Origin of the sequence: Mycobacterium sp. WUMAC-067 (assembly GCF_020217485.1) — a bacterium.
Classification (GTDB): Bacteria; Actinomycetota; Actinomycetes; order Mycobacteriales; family Mycobacteriaceae; genus Mycobacterium.
On sequence record NZ_JAEKMI010000014.1, the window covers coordinates 1 to 17,255 of the forward strand.

Annotated in this window: 15 protein-coding genes and 1 pseudogene; 5 read left to right on the top strand and 11 right to left on the bottom strand. The window is 67.1% G+C overall.

What is annotated here, in order from left to right:
* The first annotated feature begins 134 nt into the window (after window positions 1-134).
* A complete protein-coding gene (locus tag JF781_RS12095; protein ID WP_225327438.1) occupies window positions 135-317 on the top strand; it encodes an excalibur calcium-binding domain-containing protein in 183 nt (60 codons plus the stop codon).
* 498 nt (window positions 318-815) lie between these two features.
* Here JF781_RS12095 and JF781_RS12100 read toward each other — a convergent pair whose 3' ends face one another.
* Together JF781_RS12100 and JF781_RS12105 are read right to left on the bottom strand one after the other, a co-directional pair.
* On the bottom strand, window positions 816-2,192 hold the full coding sequence (locus JF781_RS12100; protein WP_225327319.1) for a PPE family protein: 1,377 nt from the start codon (window positions 2,190-2,192) through the stop codon (window positions 816-818).
* 35 nt (window positions 2,193-2,227) lie between these two features.
* A complete protein-coding gene (locus JF781_RS12105) occupies window positions 2,228-3,460 on the bottom strand; it encodes a PPE family protein (RefSeq protein WP_225327320.1) in 1,233 nt (410 codons plus the stop codon).
* Between the two features lie 881 nt (window positions 3,461-4,341).
* On the opposite strand from JF781_RS12105, the gene JF781_RS28565 reads away from it, so the two are divergent.
* Entirely contained in the window at window positions 4,342-4,563 is a 222-nt protein-coding gene (locus JF781_RS28565) for a hypothetical protein (protein ID WP_308011542.1), read from the top strand.
* A gap of 45 nt (window positions 4,564-4,608) precedes the next feature.
* On the opposite strand, the gene JF781_RS12110 is transcribed toward JF781_RS28565, so the two are convergent.
* On the bottom strand, window positions 4,609-4,995 hold the full coding sequence (locus JF781_RS12110; RefSeq protein WP_225327321.1) for a hypothetical protein: 387 nt from the start codon (window positions 4,993-4,995) through the stop codon (window positions 4,609-4,611).
* 48 nt (window positions 4,996-5,043) lie between these two features.
* Window positions 5,044-6,579, bottom strand: coding sequence for a DUF4185 domain-containing protein (locus JF781_RS12115; RefSeq protein ID WP_225327322.1), 1,536 nt, complete (start codon window positions 6,577-6,579; stop codon window positions 5,044-5,046).
* 845 nt (window positions 6,580-7,424) lie between these two features.
* Between JF781_RS12115 and JF781_RS12120 the strand changes: the two are divergent.
* From JF781_RS12120 to JF781_RS12130, 3 genes and pseudogenes are all read left to right on the top strand, one after another.
* A pseudogene (locus tag JF781_RS12120) lies at window positions 7,425-7,940 on the top strand (thiolase domain-containing protein); the annotation flags it as partial.
* A 53-nt stretch (window positions 7,941-7,993) separates the two neighbouring features.
* The gene (locus JF781_RS12125; protein ID WP_225327439.1) at window positions 7,994-9,511 is read left to right on the top strand and encodes a carotenoid oxygenase family protein; all 1,518 of its coding nucleotides are present in this window, start codon (window positions 7,994-7,996) and stop codon (window positions 9,509-9,511) included.
* A complete protein-coding gene (locus tag JF781_RS12130) occupies window positions 9,508-9,996 on the top strand; it encodes a VOC family protein (protein ID WP_225327323.1) in 489 nt (162 codons plus the stop codon). Before JF781_RS12125 ends, JF781_RS12130 begins: the two co-directional genes overlap by 4 nt.
* 4 nt (window positions 9,997-10,000) lie before the next feature.
* On the opposite strand, the gene JF781_RS12135 is transcribed toward JF781_RS12130, so the two are convergent.
* From JF781_RS12135 to JF781_RS12165, 7 genes are all read right to left on the bottom strand, one after another.
* Window positions 10,001-10,435 carry a hypothetical protein gene (locus JF781_RS12135; RefSeq protein ID WP_225327324.1) on the bottom strand — a complete coding sequence of 145 codons (435 nt, stop codon included), beginning with the start codon at window positions 10,433-10,435 and terminating at the stop codon, window positions 10,001-10,003.
* Window positions 10,436-10,513: 78 nt separating this feature from the next.
* Complete coding sequence (locus JF781_RS12140) at window positions 10,514-11,284, bottom strand: VOC family protein (RefSeq protein ID WP_225327325.1); 771 nt, start codon at window positions 11,282-11,284, stop codon at window positions 10,514-10,516.
* Between the two features lie 90 nt (window positions 11,285-11,374).
* Complete coding sequence (locus tag JF781_RS12145; RefSeq protein WP_225327326.1) at window positions 11,375-11,836, bottom strand: SRPBCC family protein; 462 nt, start codon at window positions 11,834-11,836, stop codon at window positions 11,375-11,377.
* 3 nt (window positions 11,837-11,839) lie between these two features.
* Window positions 11,840-12,028: an antitoxin gene (locus JF781_RS12150; RefSeq protein ID WP_225327327.1), complete on the bottom strand. Its 189-nt coding sequence runs from the start codon at window positions 12,026-12,028 to the stop codon at window positions 11,840-11,842.
* Window positions 12,029-12,093: 65 nt separating this feature from the next.
* Window positions 12,094-14,469: a cation-translocating P-type ATPase gene (locus JF781_RS12155; RefSeq protein WP_225327328.1), complete on the bottom strand. Its 2,376-nt coding sequence runs from the start codon at window positions 14,467-14,469 to the stop codon at window positions 12,094-12,096.
* Window positions 14,466-16,043 (bottom strand): serine hydrolase, encoded by a 1,578-nt coding sequence (locus tag JF781_RS12160; protein WP_225327329.1) that lies wholly within the window; start codon window positions 16,041-16,043, stop codon window positions 14,466-14,468. Before JF781_RS12160 ends, JF781_RS12155 begins: the two co-directional genes overlap by 4 nt.
* 96 nt (window positions 16,044-16,139) lie before the next feature.
* Complete coding sequence (locus JF781_RS12165; protein WP_225327330.1) at window positions 16,140-17,249, bottom strand: MBL fold metallo-hydrolase; 1,110 nt, start codon at window positions 17,247-17,249, stop codon at window positions 16,140-16,142.
* Window positions 17,250-17,255: the final 6 nt, after the last annotated feature.

Below are 17,255 nucleotides of genomic sequence, written 5' to 3' on the forward strand. Positions count from 1 at the left end.
CACACGAGATCCGAAAGGGTTAGGCCAAGCAACTTTTTCAATTCAGACCTCGAACCGTGGTGCCCACTGTTACGCTCCGGCACGCACATAGGAGGTTTGACCTAGTAATGACGACCCGTCTCATTGTCGCGGCAATGGCCACAGTTGCCGCTTTCCTTGGCGTGGGTTTATCCATCGCGCCCCCCGCACAGGCAGATCCGCCCTATAGAAACTGCACCGCGGCGCGCCAAGATGGCCGGTACAACATTCCAAGGGGCGATCCGGCCTACCAACAAAAGCTGGACCGGGACAACGACGGTATCGCCTGCGAGTCCTAGCTCCGCATTCAATTGGAGGCGGTGCTGCTGTTACGGCCTATGTCGCCCTGATGGTCGGAACGGATTTGTTGTTCAACTCCAGCAGCTTGAACACCAGCAACGACCTGCCGCTATGGCTCGTCATCGGATTCACGATCATGGCCGTGCTCGTAGTCCTGATTGTGGCCTGGTATCTCGTGCAGAGATCTCGCGGGAAGGTACCTACCAAACGTGAGCGCGTGTACATGGGTTTCCTTATTGCACTTCTCATTCGGGCGTCATCGAGGACGGGCTGAAGGCTCTGACGAAACTGATCTTCCATAGCACGTCGATCTGGATTCTGATCCCTTTCTATATACTCTCGTACGCGATATTGCTCGCCGTGATGGTTGTCGTCATGAATCGAGTTACGACCAAACCCGCTGATACACAAGGCTGAAAGCCGATAAGCCTTGCACCCGGAGGGGGTCGTGGCGCCTCACCCCGGATGGTAGGCAGACTGTTCTGACTTCCTTCTCCCTATCCCCACGTCGCCCGTGGCGAGGTCACCTTGGACTTGTCGGCGGAGGACAAGTGCACGGCGTGGACACCCGGCTTCGTCGACAGCTGATCCAAAAGGCTTTCCAGATGCGCCTTGTCGGTGTGCCAGTGCTGGACGGACTCCGGCGCCTCCTGCAGTTCCGCCAGGACGGTCTTCAGTTTGTCCGGGGTCTTGTCGTCGCTGTCCGACGGGCGGCGGCCCAACCCCCGGGCGGCGCTTGCGGTGACCGCTCGGGGCACCGCACCACCCAGCGCTCCTCCGGCCAAGCCCGCCACGGCCATCGGCCCGAGCGCCCCCGCGCCGGCCGCGACCGTCGGCGCGGCACCCGAGCTGGTGTACTCCAACACGGTGGCGGCCAGCTTGACCGCGGGGCTGGCCACCGCCCAGCTCGGCGGCACCGACAACGCCCCCGCCAGACCCGCATTGCCGAGGCCCGCGGTCACCGCGGACACGCCGGCGGCTCCCACGGCCGGGGCGCTCGAACCCAGCGCCGCGAACAGCGGCCCTTCGAGTTCGACCGCGGTGTCGCTCCAGGTCCGTGCCGTTGCCACCAGGCCCAAGCTGAGGCTCAGCAACGTGTCGTTGACCGGGCGGATGCCTTTGGTGACGAACTCGATGTTCGCGGCGATCTTCGCCAACGGCGTGGAATTCAGGTTGTTCAACCACGTCGCCAATGACGACGGATCGGCCGCCGACAATGCGGAGGGCGACGCGAAGCTTTGCAGGGTTCGCGGCGTCGACGACATCAGCTGCGACAACGCCGACTGCGCGTTGGCGGGCGCCGCGCCGACGGCTTGGGCGACCGCGGCTGATTGGCCAGGGGCCCCGCCCGGGTTGGTGGTTTGCGGGGGCGTGGTGAAGGGCTCCATCTGAGCGGCGATCGCCGACGATCCGGCGTAGCCGTACATCGCGGCGGCGTCTTGCGCCCACATCTGCCCGTATGCCGCTTCGGTGGCCGCGATCGCGGCGGTGTTCTGCCCAAGAACGTTGGTCGCCACCAGTGAGGCCAGGCGGCCGCGGTTTTCCGCGATCGCCACCGGGGGCACCGTCGCCGTGAACGCGCCCTCGTACGCCGCGGCCGCCGCCCTGGCTCGCGAGGCGGCCTGTTCGGCTTGAGCGGCGGTCGCGCTCATCCACGCCGCATACGGCGCGGCCGCACCCGCCATGGTCAGCGAGGACGGCCCCTGCCAACCGCTGATCAAGTTCGAGATCACCGACTCATACGACGTCGCCGCGGACTGCAGCTGGGCGGCCAGCCCATCCCATGCCGACGCCGCGGCCAGCAGTGAGCCTGCACCGTCACCGGCGTACATCCGACCTGAGTTGATCTCCGGCGGCAATGCTCCGAAATCCATTGTTACTCCCCATTGTTCGCGATGAGTGGTCTGTGCTATTCCCGCGGGTCGTCCGCGTTGATGACGATGATCGTGGCCGTGGTCGCGGCGCGCCCGAAAGCGCCGCCACCGACGCCCATTGCCCGAGCCGAGCCACCGCCGGTGGCGGCCATCGCGCGCCCGGCCAGACCCGACGCGGCCATGCTGAAGAACAGTGATCCCTCTCCATCGGCCGCGAGAGCCGCCGGAGCGCCGGCAAGAGCGGTTTGGGGAAACACCGTGGCGACCGGTCGGATCTCCGGGGCGGCGGCCGCCCATCCCGGCGGCACCGACAAACGCCCGACGACGCCGGCGCGGCCGATGCCCGTCGGCATTCCGGCCCGGCCGGGCGTCGGTGCGCTCACCACTCGCGTCCCCGAATCAGCCCCGCCGCCCAGCAGCCGCAGCGTCGAGCGGTCCCGGTCCAGCCGTTGGCGGGCACTGTTCACATTCGCCACGTTCTGAGGCACCAGGTAGTTTTCGACGCCCAGCAGATACGGGCTGCCACCGATGCCGAAGAGCGACACCGGACCCAACGGGCCCGTGAGCGCCGAGTCGAACGCCGACAGCAGCGACGGCGGATCGGCGGCGGCGGCGGGCGCGGTCAGGGCCTGCAGCGATTGCGGCACGGCGGACATCAGTTGCGGCAGCGCCGATTCCGTGTTCGTCGCGACCGAGCCGCCGGTGGCCTGCGCGACGGCGGCGGCCTGTCCCGCGGTCCCGCCCGGGTTGGTACTTCGCGGCGGCGGGGCAAACGGCGTCACCTGTGCGGCTGACGCCGAGGAACCGGCGTAGCCGTACATCGCCGCGGCATCCTGGGCCCACATCTCGGCGTACTGGGCCTCGGTGGCCATGATCGCCGGGGTGTTCTGGCCGAGAAAATTGGTGGCGATCAGCCCCATCAACTGCGCACGATTGGCCGCGACGACCGGTGGCGGCACCGTCGCGAGGAAGGCCGCCTCATAAGCGACCACCGCCGCCCTCGCCTGATTGGCGGTTTGCTCGGCTTGGGCAGCGGTCGCACTCATCCATGCCGCATACGGCGCCGCGGCGGCCGCCATCATGCTCGACGACGGACCCCGCCACCCGGCGGTCAGGTTCGAGATCACCGACTCGTAAGACGCTGCCGCGGAGTGTAACTGGGCTGCCAGCCCATCCCACGCCGTCGCGGCAGCCAGCATCGGCCCCGACCCGGGGCCAGAGTACATTCGCCCGGAGTTGACCTCCGGCGGAAGCACTGCGAAATCCATTGCTATACCTCATAACTCAGTGCGCGACGCTCGACGGCGGCGTGAGTCGGCCGCCGGATCGCCTGATTGATAAACGGAATTTTGAAATCGCGCCCTGGCGCTATGCCACCGGCCGGACCGTGAGTGCCGTCAACCGCTGCAGCCGCGGCGAAGTGCCGTTACCGTTGTAGCGCAGGGCCATTCAACGACGGGCACATCCATTCCACAGCAGTGCCGACATGGCGCTGCTAGGAGGCGAGGGGCGAACTTCCTCGTGAGCTAGGCAGTTCTTCGACCGTTGTGGTGTGCCCACCTCATCGGCGCGGTGAAACAGCGCCGATCGTCGTCGACATGAAGGTCAACGTCGAGGGCTAGGAACCCCGGTTGCGCCACGGGCGGTGCCGTCGACGCTGCAGATAGGACTCGACGCGGCGGTTGTGCCGGTCGGCGATGACTTCAATTGCGCGCCAGCTATCTTGGCGTGTTTGCTCAACGGTGACCGATGCGAGACATAGCCGCGCTCGGGTGCGGGCGGGCATGGGGATCAGGCCACGCGGGACAATCGGTCGAGCGCTCACCGCAGTCGATGACGGCGAACCCCCATCGACAGATCTCATCGCGGTGCTCCTGCTTGCATACAAAAAATGACAGACCACGATCGTACTTATCCCGGTCAGACCGTGTCCAGTTCGCGTTCACGGTATACCAGCAGGTCGGCACGGCCCGCGGCTGCGCAAACCCGCTCACGATCCCACACCAGAGCGGCACCCCGAAATACCCAGAGCGAATGCGATCAAGTCCCACAATGCGCGGGAATGCGGACTACCATCGATACCGTGCGTGTAAGGGAAGAAACGTAGCGACCGTCGCTTCGTTGGGGCATAGCACTTGCCGGGCCTGCGATGCGGAAGCTAGTCGCGACACTGATGGCCGTTGGGGCCTTGATGCTCAGCGGCGAGGCTACCGCTCGCGCCACGGACCAGCCGCCACCGCCGCCTTCTCCGGCGCCCGATTTTTACGCACCGAAGTGTTTGTCTTTCGACCCCAATCCACCGGCGCACTGGAACTACCTGCCGTGCGGATGGACAACGGATGGCAAACGGTGGATCCCGCCGCCTCCGTAGCCGATACCGCGTGAGCTCGCCCCGCGAAATCCCCTCAGCCGCCAATCAACTGGCTTTGAGGTGTCCGCCTCCCCGGCAGCTAACGCCGCAGACGCCCGCATCCCCCCGGGCGTCTGCGAGCGAAAGCGCCTGGTCAATGGGGAGCCCGCTGCAATCCAAACCGTTGACCACCAGGCCCAGACTGATGGCGCCGTCCGCGCGGGCACTCTCGATGCACACCTCGATGTCTCGGAGCCCCGGTCTGCCGACGGTCCAGTAGTCCGGGCGATGCCCGTCAAAGACCGTGTGGGCGTCCACGCCATCGACGTTCTCCCCCTGGGGGAGTTCGCCTGCCGAAGAGGCGGGCACATCATCGGGTAGCGCGGCCGCGGCGAGAGGAGTGAGCGGATCAGCAAGACCGCAACAGTTGTCGTGATACTCCAAGGCGATCATCGTCGCCCTCCTCTCACTAGAACCATCGTATCTTCGACGGCGACGTTTTTACGGCAACACGGTGTGCATCAACATCACGTCGTATGCCGACCACAGCGACAGGTTGAAGTACAGGTCCCGTCCCGACGACCAGGGATGGATCATCGGCGCATAAATGCCGCCCGGCATTTGGAACGACGACACCAGTGGTTGCGGGGGACTCCATGGCCCCTGCGGCGCCGGCGCGGTCCTTGCGATGACGTCGTTGCTGCCGCCGTCGGTGTAGAGCACCAGGTACTGCTTGAGGTAATTGTTGTACTGGGCTGACATTTCGCCCACCGGCGCCGGGAAGATCGGCGTCGCCGCACCCGGGTTGTTGGCGACCCAGTGACCGCCGTTGTCGCCGTTCCAGTACTGGTACTTGGTCAGGTCGGGCAATTGGTTCGGTGGAACGCGCGACAGGAAGGCCGCACCGCCGCGCCCCGATGGTGTCCCGAACTGGTAGAGGTAACCGTCGTTGCCCTTGAGGAACGCGCCCATCTGGAAGTTCTCATTTCCGGGCGTAAACCCGGCTCCCGGAATGGCATCCGCGGACGCCGTGCGGATCGTGGTGGGGAAAATCCCCCAGTTCTGGCCGTTGTCGTTGGACCGCGCGATCGCCGAATAGTTGGTTGTCCATTCGCCGTCACGGCCCCACTGGCGGATGGACATGTAGCTCATGTATTGGGTTCTGCCCATCGACATCGCCCCGGTCGGAATGATTCCCGTCTCGTGCGCGGCCTTGTGGATGGTGTTGACGACCTGCTTGGAAAGTCCGGGCGCCCACACCGGTGAGCCGGAGTACTTGTCGTTGGGCACGCCGTCGGCGATGTGGATTCCCCTGGACAGGTCGCGATCGTTGCTGCGGAACAGGGTGTTGTAGCGCCACTGCTGGCCGTGCACCTTGCAGTAGCCGAAGGTGTCACCGAAGGCCATCAACACCTGGCGGTTGACGGGATCGCCGTTGTCCCAGGCAATCCCGAGGTCGGTACCGGAGATGCCGAAACGTTGCAGAGTCTTGTTGGGGCCGTCCGGTCCGGTCACCCAATCGACGAGGGATGTCGGGGCGCCCGAGATCGACGGAGGCGGCGGTCCCGGCTCGGGTTGCGGTTGCGGCACCGGCGCGGCGTTGGGCCGCAGCGGGTTGGCATTCGGCGGTTGCGGGACCGCGGGCGCGGGCGGGTTGGGTCCAGGCGGCAACACCTCGGCCTGCTGTTGCAACGGCGCCGACGGGCCAGGTCCGAGCGTCGGCCCCTCGGCACGCGGATGCACGGGTGCGGAGTAGCGCTGCCCCGGTGTCGCGGGCTTGAGCAACGAGGAGATCAGCGGACCCAGCCTCGGCAGCGGCGCCTGGTCATTCGTGTGAGTGGGCCTGCGCCCGGTCGGCGGCTGTACCACCGGCTGAGGCGCGGGCATGGCCGGCTGCGCGGCGGGAGGATCGACGTTCGCCTCGGGAGCGCCGCACGGTGTCGCGTGGGCGGTAGGCGCGGGCCCGACCACGAGGACGAATCCGACAGCGGCCGCCGACGCCATCGATAGCGACACACTTCGAAGAATCGCCGACATGTAACACCTTTCGAGGGGTAGGACACCGCGCTGACGTCCGTAGTTGGCTTCTGTGACGATAGTTATCTGCGGGGCATATGTGACCAACGATGAGCCGATAGGTATGCATCCGTGACCGTGTCGCAACGCGCCGATCCGCGGCCGACCTCCCCCCTTGCGCCATTAGCTGACGGCTGATGCAAGCAGCTGAACGGAGTTTTTAGCTTTGCCGACGCCGCGCTTGCCCGGGTCGGAATCCGACCGAGGGGATGTCACGATGGACCGCAGACAACGCCACCCCGGGGACGGGCGCCCGTCCCGCGGGGTTCCGCCCGGTGCGGGAGATCCGGCCGCGCCCTCACACGCGCCTGTCGGCCTTGGTGAGGTTGTCGCCGCCCGCGGGTGAAGGCCTGGCTACTTTGCTGGACGGCCGCTAAACGAACCAACCACGAGTGCGTATATCGGCCTGTTCCCAGACTGGCGCGACGCCACGATGCGGCTCGACCCGTTGGTGGTGCGACCCACTGAATCCCGGCACAACCCCGCCGCATCGCCGCAGCTCAGACTTCCACCCGACCGCGTCCCAGTACGCCCCGCGCGCACTCAAAAAAGATGAATCGTCGTTAACCGGGCCCGGCGCCGTGGGCGCCCGGGCGTCAAACAGATTGAGGCCGCATGTTTGTCGGCGCCCCTGGGGGGCAATGATCCAACAGTAGGCGAGTGCGTCGGCCGGCCTTCGCGCCCGCCTAGGTCCCGTCGGTTCAGCCCGAGAGCCGACGGGGCCGCCCTTTTTTGGCCGTCCCCGCGACGGGCACGTCACGCCGATTGGCCTCAACAACCCATCCGCGCGGGGGTACCGTCGGCGTATGGATGGCTCGCCCGGTGGGTGGATTCTCGGCGGCTACCAAAGCGATTTTGCTCGCCACCTCATCAAGGAAGGCTGCGACGTCGCCGCGCTGAAGCTGGCCTCGGCCAAGGTGGACGCGGCCGGCATCGGGGTGGTGCACGTTGGCAACGCCTTCGCCGAGATGTCCGCCCGGCAGGGCCACCTCGGAGCCATGCCGGCCACGGTCTGCGACGGCCTTCGGGACACCCCGGCCTCGCGCCACGAAGCCGCCCGCGCGTCCGGCAGTGTGGCGGTGCTGGCGGCGATGGCCGATCCGCGCTCGGGCGCCTACGACAGCGCGCTGGAGGTGGGGATCGGGTTGGAGAAAACGGTCCCGGGCGACACCGCCGCGCAGCATCTGGGGGCCGCGGCCTGGACCGGTCACGAGGGGGCCGACGCGCGCTATCTGTGGCCGTCCATGTTCGCCCGGGTGGCCGACGCGTACGACCGCCGTCACGGATTGGGCGACGCGCACACCTTCGGCACCCTGAATTTCGGCGGCAACACCGCCGCCACCGTGAGTTTCGCTGTCGGCAAAGGCATCTGATGATGGACGTTGAGATCGTCGGCAAGTTCCTGTCCACCCTTCCCGAGGACGACGACCACCCCTACCGGACGGGCCCCTGGCGTCCCCAGACCACCGAGTGGGACGCCGACGATCTGGTCGCCGTCGAGGGTGAAATCCCGCGCGACCTGGACGGCGTCTACCTACGCAACACAGAGAACCCGCTGCACCCCGCCTTCAAGACCTATCACCCGTTCGACGGCGACGGCATGCTGCACGTGGTCGGCTTTCGCGACGGAAAGGCGTTCTACCGCAACCGCTTTATCCGCACCGACGGGTTCCTGGCCGAGAACGAAGCGGGCGGGCCGCTGTGGCCGGGTCTGGCCGAGCCGGTGCAACTAGCCCGGCGCCGGAACGGGTGGGGCGCGCGAACGAGGATGAAGGACGCCTCGAGCACCGACGTCATCGTGCACCGCGGCATCGCGCTGACCAGTTTCTACCAGTGCGGCGACCTGTACCGCATCGACCCGTATTCGGCCGACACGCTCGGCAAGGAGTCCTGGAACGGGCGCTTCCCGACCGAGTGGGGCGTGTCCGCACATCCCAAGGTAGACAACACGACCGGCGAACTGCTGTTCTTCAACTACAGCAAACAAGACCCGTATATGCATTACGGTGTCGTCGACGAGCACAACGAACTGACCCACTACGTCGACATCCCGCTGCCCGGGCCGCGTCTCCCCCACGACATGGCGTTCACCGAAAACTACGCCATTCTCAACGATTTCCCGTTGTTCTGGGATCCGCAGCTGCTCGAGCACGACGTGCACCTGCCGCGCTTCTACCCCGAGATCCCGTCGCGGTTCGCGGTGATCCCGCGCCGCGGTGCGACCGAGGACATTCGCTGGTTCGAGGCCGACCCCACGTTCGTGCTGCATTTCACCAACGCCTACGAGGATGGCGACGAGATCGTGCTCGACGGCTTGTTCGAAGGAGACCCGTCCCCGCTCGACACCGGTGGGACCAAGTGGGACAAGCTGTTTCGTTTCCTGGCCCTGGATCGGTTGCAGTCCCGCCTGCACCGGTGGCGCTTCAACCTGGTCACCGGTGCGGTGCGCGAAGAGCAGCTCTCCGAATGCATCACCGAGTTCGGCACCATCAACCCCGACCACGCCGCCGCCCACTACCGCTACACCTACGCCGCCACCGGGAGACCGGGCTGGTTCCTGTTCGACGGCCTGGTCAAACACGACCTGCTCACCGGCACCGAGGAGGGGTTCTCGTTCGGGGACGGCGTCTACGGCAGCGAGACCGCGATGGCGCCGCGATTGGGCGCCACCGGCGAAGACGACGGCTACCTGGTCACCCTCACCACCGACATGAACACCGACGCCTCATATTGCCTGGTGTTCGACGCCGCCCGCCTCGGCGACGGGCCGGTGTGCAAACTCCCACTGCCGGAACGGGTTTTCAGCGGCACACACTCGACATGGGCGCCCGGCTCCGAATTGCGGTGCTGGGGTAGCGCCGAGTCCGCCGCGGACGCGATCGGATTGCGATGAGCGCCGACCAGCACAAGCAGCACCGCGCAACGCACTGGCCACCGCAGTTGGCGCCGATCGGTGCCATCCGCTTCGCGCGCCGTTCGTCGCACTTCGCGGAAACGGTGCGGTTCTACCGCGACCTGGTGGGGCTGCCCCTCTACGAAACGTTCGAAGCAAGCTACGGCAGCAACGGCGCGATTTTTGGGCTACCCAGCTGGAACCTCACCATGGAGATCGTGGAGGCCGTCGACGCCGTCGCGGTCGACCACCATGAACAGCTCTGCCTGTATTTCCCCGACCCCCAGGCACAGCAAGCCGCCCTCGCGCGCCTGCACGACGCGGGCGTCGAGCCCGTCGAGCAGCACCCTTACTGGGCGGCCACCGGCGCGATCACCTATCGGGACCCGGACGGGCGCGAAATCGTCTTCGCGCCCTTCGTATTCGGCGTCAATGAACCGGACACCAGCGCCGCCTCGGGAAAGCACGAGTTCCCCTCGGCCTGAGGGCTCAGCGCCGCGACCGACCGGAAGCCAGCGCCGCGATCACAGCCACGACCGAGCACGCCACGGCGCACACCGCGCCGCCCGCACCGACGTAGAGGCCGTATTCGGCCGACACCGGCGGGTTGACGTTGAGCTTGTAATACCAGACCGTCAGCGCCACGATGAGCAGCGAAATCAACAGCGCGGCAACCGAAGCGAGCTTCACCGACAGGCCGCGGCCCATCATCGCGCCGGCCACCAGCAGTGTCGAGGCCAGCAGCACGATGAGCTGGCCGGCGCCGAACCCCGGCGGCAGCTCCAAGTTGCCGTGGGCGCCTCCGATGGCGTTGGCCCAGCCCCCGCCGTTGACCGCCGTCCTCAGCCACGGCAGCCACGCGCTGGCCGAAACCACCACGGCGAAAAACGCCACCAGCCAACCGGGGCGCAGTCGGCGGGTCATGGTAGCGAGGTTAACCGACTCCGACGCCGTGCCGCGGCACCGAGCGCCGCGCTAGCGTGGCGCCGGCGATCCGAGGCGTCAGCTCGGCAACGAGGACAGATTGAAGAGGGCGCCGGTCGGATCGCTCGCGGCGGCCAGCCGTCCATACGGGGTGTCCTCGGCGCCGCGCAGCACCGCGCCGCCGTGGTCGACGATCAGTCGCAGGGTGTTGTCGACGTCTTCGGCGCCGAAGAAGATCACCCAGTTCGACGGGGTCCCCTCCGGCAACAATGAGGCGCCGTCCATCACGCCGAGCAATTGCTCGTCGCCGAACCACGCTGTGGTGTAGCGGAATTCGTCGGTGTCGGACGCGGACTCGGTACGCCAGCCCAGGACGTCGCGGTAGAAGTCGAGGGCCGCGCCATAGTCGCGCGTGGTCAGCTGGTGCCAGACCGGGGCCCCTGCCGCGCCGGTGATCTCGAAGCCGAGATGCTCCAGCGGCTGCCACAAGCCGAACATCGCGCCGGTTGGGTCGGTCACCAGGCCCATCCGGCCCTTGGCGGGCACCTCGATCGCCATGCACACCGAACCACCCGCCCCGCTCGCCGCGGTCAGTGTCGTGTCGATGTCGGCGGTGTGGAAGTAGGTGACCCAGCGGTCCGGGGTCTCGGCTTCGGGCCCGTTCGCCATGATCCCGGCGACCACGTGGCCGTCCGTGGCGGCGTTGACGTATCCGTGGTATTCGGGACCGGCGGACTCGAACGCCCAGCCGAAAACCGTGCCGTAGAACTCTTGGGCGCGGGCGACGTCGGACGTGGTCAGATCGATCCAGCATGGGGCGCCCAGCGGCGCGCTGTCACGAATGGGCACAGTGACCTCCTGGTGGTGTTTCCCCTGGACAACGGGGTTCACAACTATCGACCGCTGCGGTGCCCAAAACTCATCGGCAGGCCCCGGCGATCAGCGATGCCCGTTGGTGCTCGGGTCGGGTCGGGTGAACACCGCGACGAAGTTCTCCAGCGACTGGTTGATATCGCCGCGCAGTGCGGCGGCGACGATCATGCCGATGGGGCCGAACAGCGCCGGGCCGCCGAGGTGCACGTCGAAGCTGACGACGGAGCCGTCCCCTTTGGGCTGGATCTTGGCCATCAGTTTGACCTTGACGCCGCCGACACCGTCGCCGTTGAGCGTCATGCCCTCGGGCGGCTTGTAGCGCACCACCGTCCATTTGATCCGGTTGGGCATGCCCTTGACCTCGACGATCGACTCGACGACCGAGCCCTTTTCGATCTCGTCGGGCAAGGCGCTGCGCCACACCCGGTGGATGGTCAGCCAGTCCTTGTACCGGGACAGGTCAGAAGCGTGCTGCCAGGCCACCTCGGGTGGCAGCGGGACATCGATGGATCCGGAAAGCTTGGCCATGGCTCAGTTCTGCTGGTCGCCCGTGTCCGCAGGGCCGGTCGCCTTCTTGGCCTGTTCCTGCACCTGGTGGATGGTGTCGGTGTACTTGCCCTGCGTCTTCTCGTCGACGAACTCGCCGGCCTTGTCGATGGCCATCTCGACCTTGTCGGCGTTCTGCGACAACAGATCCTTGGCCTTGTCCAGGAATCCCATGCGCCCTCCCTTTTCCCGGCATCGTACTTGCCCGGCGAAACCGGCCGGAGTCGAGTTCGGTGTGCTCAGCGCCACAACCGCGGCTGCACGCCCAGCATTCTGGCGCGGATCCACCACATGGCCTCGACCGCGGCGGCACCCAACAGACCGATCCCCACAGCGGTCGCGGTCACCGTCACATTGGACGGATCCAGCAGGAACTGTTTGCGGGCCAGTGGCAGGCTGAAGATCACCACATAGGCCAGGCCCGAGGCGATTACGAGCGCCACCCGCCACCACTGGTAGGGACGTGCGACCACCGCCAGCACCCACAGCGCCGTCATGAGCAAGGTGATCAGGGCCGCGGTCGACGCCTGATCCTGTTGCTGAAAGCTGGCGTGACGACCGTGGTAGGCGATGAGGTACGACGCGAAGGTCGCGGTGCCGACGATCAGCCCCGACGGCAGGGCCGAGCTCAGGACCCGGCGCACGAAGCCCGGCTCGGCGCGCTCGTTGTTGGGCGCCAGCGACAGGATGAACGACGGTATTCCGATGGTGAACCACGCCGCGATGGTGACGTGGATCGGCTGGAACGGATACAGCAACGGGTCGGCTTTCAGCGCTTTGGATAGCAGGCATTCGATGCCCACCAACAACGCCAGCAGCACCGAATAGACGGTCTTGGTCAGGAACAGGTTGGCGACTCGCTCGATGTTGCCGATCACCCGCCGTCCCTCACCGACGACGTACGGCAACGTCGCAAACCTGTTGTCCAGCAAGACGATCTGCGCCACGGCGCGAGAGGCCGGGCTGCCGGCCCCCATCGCGACGCCGATATCGGCGTGTTTGAGGGCCAACACGTCGTTGACGCCGTCGCCGGTCATCGCGACGGTGTGCCCGTGCGATTGCAGGGCGTGCACCACGGCGCGTTTCTGATCCGGCCGCACCCGCCCGAAGGTGGTGTGGGTGTCCAGCGCGTCAGCCAATTGCGTGGGTTCCGAGGGGAGTTGGCGGGCGTCCATCGTCTGGCCGTGCAGCCCGAGCTTGTCGGCGACGGCGCCGACCGAGACGGCGTTGTCCCCGGACAACACTTTGACCGCAACGCCTTGACCGGCAAAATAATCCAGCGTTTCGCGGGCGTCGGGACGCACCTTCTGTTCGAGCACTACCAGCGCAACAGGGGTGACATGCTGCGGCGCGTCCGGGTGGTCGACGGCCACGTCAGCGGCGCCCACCAGCAGGACCCGCAAACCTTGCGCCCCGATTCGCTCGGCCTGTTCGGCCGCCGCCGACGCCGGCTCGAGCAACACGTCGGGCGCCCCCATCACCCAGTTGCCGTGTCCTTCGAAGGACACGCCGCTCCACTTGGTGGCCGACTTGAAAGGTGCTGTCGCCGTGGCGGTCCAGCCGGGCGGATCGGGATAGGACTCGGCGATGGCGCGCATGCTCGCGTTGGGCCGCGGGTCGGCGGCGGCCAAGGAGGCCAGCACGTCGCCGATCCGGCCACGCCGCCCGGCGTCGTCGAGCTCGTCGACCCGCGCGACCCGCATGCCGCTTTCGGTCAGGGTGCCCGTCTTGTCGGCGCAGACCACGTCGACCCGCGCGAGTCCCTCGATGGCGGGCAGCTCCTGCACCAGGCAGCGGCGCTGGCCGAGCCGGACCACCCCGACCGCGAACGCGACCGACGTCAGCAGCACCAGCCCTTCGGGGACCATCGGTACCAAGGCGCCCACCGTCCGCAGCACGGACTCGCGCCAGCCCGCGTGGGTGGTGAACAGCTGGGTGTAGATCGTCAGCAGGCCGGCCGGCACCAACAGGTAGGTGATGAACTGCAGGATGCGGTTAATGCCGCTGCGCAGTTCGGATTTCACCAACGTGAACTTGCTGGCTTCCTCGGCGAGTTTGGCCGCGTAGGCGTCCGGACCGACCTTGGTGGCCCGGTAGGCGCCGGTGCCCGCGACGACGAAACTGCCCGACATCACCGGGTCGCCGACGGCTTTGGCGATCGGGTCGGCCTCGCCGGTCAGCAGCGACTCGTCGACTTCCAGGTTCGCCTCCTCGACGATCTCTCCGTCGACGACGACCTGATCGCCGGGTCCGAGCTCGATGATGTCGTCGAGCACCACCTCCTCGGGCGGCACCGCACGCGTTCCGGATTGCCTGCGCACCAAGGGTTTCGCCTGTCCCACGATCGCGAGCTTGTCCAGCGTCTGCTTGGCCCGGATTTCCTGGACCATGCCGACGACGCTGTTGGCGACGATCAACAGGCCGAACATCCCGTTGATCAGCGAACCCGTCGCGAGCACGATCAGCAGCAAGACCCCAAGGATCGCGTTGATCCGGGTGAACACATTGGCCCGCACGATATCGGTGATGCTGCGCGTCGCGCGTTTCCGTATCGCGTTGCTCTGGCCGTCGGCAACCCGCTGCGTCACCTCGGCATCGGTCAGGCCGGCGCTCATCGGGTGAAGGTCCCCAACTTCTCGGTGTCGTAGTACTCCAGGTTCACCGTGTTGTTGGCGAACACCGCTGTGGAAACTGTTCCGGGTGGGGCGTTTTCGTCGGTCAGCGGGAAGGTGAAGGTGTCTCCGTCCCAATGGGTGAGGGTGACCGTCCGGTTTTTCGGGCCCATCGCCAACTGCAGGGCGCCGTCGCGTTCGGTCACGACGGCCGGACCCCAGTAGTCGCTGGCGTAGACGCCGGCGTACTCGCCGAGCGGTTTGGCCGGGGCGGGATTGGGCGGGGGCTGCTTCCCGACCAGCGAGCCCACCGGATTGTTCAGCCAGCCGATCGCCTTTTTGTATAAGGCGCGCCAGTCCTCGCGGATCTGGCCGTACTGGACGAGGTCCATGAATTCGGCGGTCAGCGTCTCCGGGATGCCGTAGGGCGCGCCGTTGGTCAGCGCGATGATGCCCAAGTCCTCCGAGGGCATCACCACGAAGTTCGTCGCCGCCCCCAAATCGAAAGCGCCGGAGTGGCTGTATTCGGTGCGGCCCGAGGAGTCGACCGACGCGTTGAAGCCGTATCCGTAGAAACCGGTGCGGGCCTTGGGCGTCGTCGCGGGCGCCGACACCATCTGCGGACTGGTCGCGGGCAGCAAGGCTTCCGGCGAGGCGATCCGCTGGCCGTTGTGAGTTCCGTTGCCCAGCAACATCATCAGCCAGTGGGCCATGTCGTTGGCCGATGAACTGACGCCGCCCGCGGGTGACTGGGGATCGGGGTCCCGCTGGAAACGGGCCTCCCACTTGTCGGCGACCTTGATGTGGTTGACCGCATGGTTGGGCCGGGCGATGAAGTCGGCAAAGCGTGAACTGGTCGACGTCATCCCCAGGGGGCGGTAGAGCACCTCGTCGGACAGATCCTCCCATGATTTGCCCGCCGCGGCCGCCACCGCCTCCGCACCGGCGGTGATCCCATAGTTGGTGTAGGCGTAGCTGATCCGGAAGGGCGCCAGCGGCAGGTACTTGAGCCGCTCGAGGGTCTGACGGCGGTCGTAGCCCAGGTCTTCCAGTTTGTCGCCGGCGTGGTCGGGCAGCCCGGAGCGATGCGAATACATGTCAGCGACGGTCACATGGCCGGCGACATAGGGGTCGCTGAGAGTGAACCACGGCAGCTTGGCGGCCACCGGGGTGTCCCAGCCGACGACGTTGCCGCTGACCTCGTGCGCGATCACCGTCGCACCGACCGATTTGGACACCGAGGCCAACTGGAAGACGGTGTCGGCGTCCACCTTGTTGTCCTGCCCCTGCCCCTTGCTCGCGTCCTTGATGCCGAAGCCTTTGGCGTACAACACCTTCCCGCCGTGGACAACGGCGACCGCCATTCCGGGGACACCGGTGCTTTTCATCAGGTCGCCGACCAGGCCGTCGATTTTGGCGACGGCATCGTCGATGCGGCCGGCCGGAATCGCCACGCCGGACACCTGGTTGGGCGGGACGTCAGACCGTGTGGGCGGGGGCCCGGCGGTCGGCTGCGCGGAGCCGCATCCCGTCAACCCGAGCAGTATCGCGATGGCAGCGGCCGCGCGTTTGGTCATGGCGCGACCTTAGCCCGGTGACGATGCGCGCCGCATGGGGCGCGAGGAGGAGGCGGGCACTCGAGCCCAGCCCGGTGACGATGCGCGCCGCATGAATCAGAGCTGCCACCACGGGTTCGATTTCACCGGGGTCGCGAGATCAATGCGCTGACCGGGCACCGGCACCGCCACGTTCACCCGCTCGGGCTCCGCGGCGGCGAGCAGCCGCTCGACCGGTTCGGCCCACGGGTGCGGCGCCAACCGGAAGGTGCCCCAGTGGATCGGCACCAGCAGTCCCCCGTCGGTGACGTCGAGGTGCGCCCGCAGTGCCTCCTCGGGGTTCATGTGCACGTCGGGCCACGCCGTGTTGTAGGCCCCGATGGGCAGCAGGGTCAGGTCGAACGGTCCGTGGTCGGCGCCGATCTGGGCGAAGCTCTTGGTGTAACCGGTGTCGCCGCCGAAGTACGCGCGATGGGTCGGCCCACGGAACACCCACGACGCCCACAACGTCGTGTTGCGGTCCAGGAAGCGGCCCGAAAAGTGCCGCGCCGGCACGCAAACCACGGTGAGCTCGTCGACCTTCGCGCTCTGGTGCCAATCGAGCTCGACGATGCGGTGCTCGGGTATCCCCCACCTGCGCAGGTGGGCGCCGACACCGAGCGGAACGAAGAACGGGGACCGCTGCGTGCGGGCCAACGCCCTGATCGTGTCGATGTCGAGGTGGTCGTAGTGGTCGTGGCTGATCACCACCGCGTCGACGGCGGGCAGCCCCTCGAGTTGAATCGGCGGTGGATGCAGCCGCTGCGGCCCGACGATGTCCGACGGCGAACACCGGTCGCTCCACACCGGGTCGGTGAGCACCCGGTAGCCGTCGATTTCCAGCAGCGCCGTGGAGTGGCCGAACCAGCTGACGGCCAGCCCGCTCGGATCCGCGCCGAAGACCCCCGGGGCCGTCAGCGGGATCGGCCCCCGCGGCCGGCTTCCACCCCGGTTTCCCACCAGCTCCCACGCGATGAGCCGCAGTTGCTCGCGGTCCATCTTGGTGTCCGAGGCCGGCTCGAGGTTGACGAAAACGCCGTCGCGACAGTGCGGGGACCCGGCCGTCACCGCGGCGATCGATGCGGGATGGGCGCCGAGCGCGTCCGGCGCACCGTGCAGCGCGCGCACCAGCCAACCCCCGCCCGCCAGCGACGCCGTGCCGGCGACCAGCCGTAGCGCCCCGCGCATGGTTCG

Bases quoted from the DNA above. Each gene is read 5' to 3' on its own strand.
- JF781_RS12165 (WP_225327330.1), bottom strand. From the start codon at position 17,249: ATGCGCGGGGCGCTACGGCTGGTCGCCGGCACGGCGTCGCTGGCGGGC.
- JF781_RS12130 (WP_225327323.1), top strand. From the start codon at position 9,508: ATGAGCGCCGACCAGCACAAGCAGCACCGCGCAACGCACTGGCCACCG.
- JF781_RS12155 (WP_225327328.1), bottom strand. From the start codon at position 14,469: ATGAGCGCCGGCCTGACCGATGCCGAGGTGACGCAGCGGGTTGCCGAC.
- JF781_RS12150 (WP_225327327.1), bottom strand. From the start codon at position 12,028: ATGGGATTCCTGGACAAGGCCAAGGATCTGTTGTCGCAGAACGCCGAC.
- JF781_RS12105 (WP_225327320.1), bottom strand. From the start codon at position 3,460: ATGGATTTCGCAGTGCTTCCGCCGGAGGTCAACTCCGGGCGAATGTAC.
- JF781_RS28565 (WP_308011542.1), top strand. From the start codon at position 4,342: ATGCGGAAGCTAGTCGCGACACTGATGGCCGTTGGGGCCTTGATGCTC.
- JF781_RS12125 (WP_225327439.1), top strand. From the start codon at position 7,994: ATGGACGTTGAGATCGTCGGCAAGTTCCTGTCCACCCTTCCCGAGGAC.
- JF781_RS12100 (WP_225327319.1), bottom strand. From the start codon at position 2,192: ATGGATTTCGGAGCATTGCCGCCGGAGATCAACTCAGGTCGGATGTAC.
- JF781_RS12145 (WP_225327326.1), bottom strand. From the start codon at position 11,836: ATGGCCAAGCTTTCCGGATCCATCGATGTCCCGCTGCCACCCGAGGTG.
- JF781_RS12110 (WP_225327321.1), bottom strand. From the start codon at position 4,995: ATGATCGCCTTGGAGTATCACGACAACTGTTGCGGTCTTGCTGATCCG.
- JF781_RS12095 (WP_225327438.1), top strand. From the start codon at position 135: ATGGCCACAGTTGCCGCTTTCCTTGGCGTGGGTTTATCCATCGCGCCC.
- JF781_RS12135 (WP_225327324.1), bottom strand. From the start codon at position 10,435: ATGACCCGCCGACTGCGCCCCGGTTGGCTGGTGGCGTTTTTCGCCGTG.
- JF781_RS12160 (WP_225327329.1), bottom strand. From the start codon at position 16,043: ATGACCAAACGCGCGGCCGCTGCCATCGCGATACTGCTCGGGTTGACG.
- JF781_RS12115 (WP_225327322.1), bottom strand. From the start codon at position 6,579: ATGTCGGCGATTCTTCGAAGTGTGTCGCTATCGATGGCGTCGGCGGCC.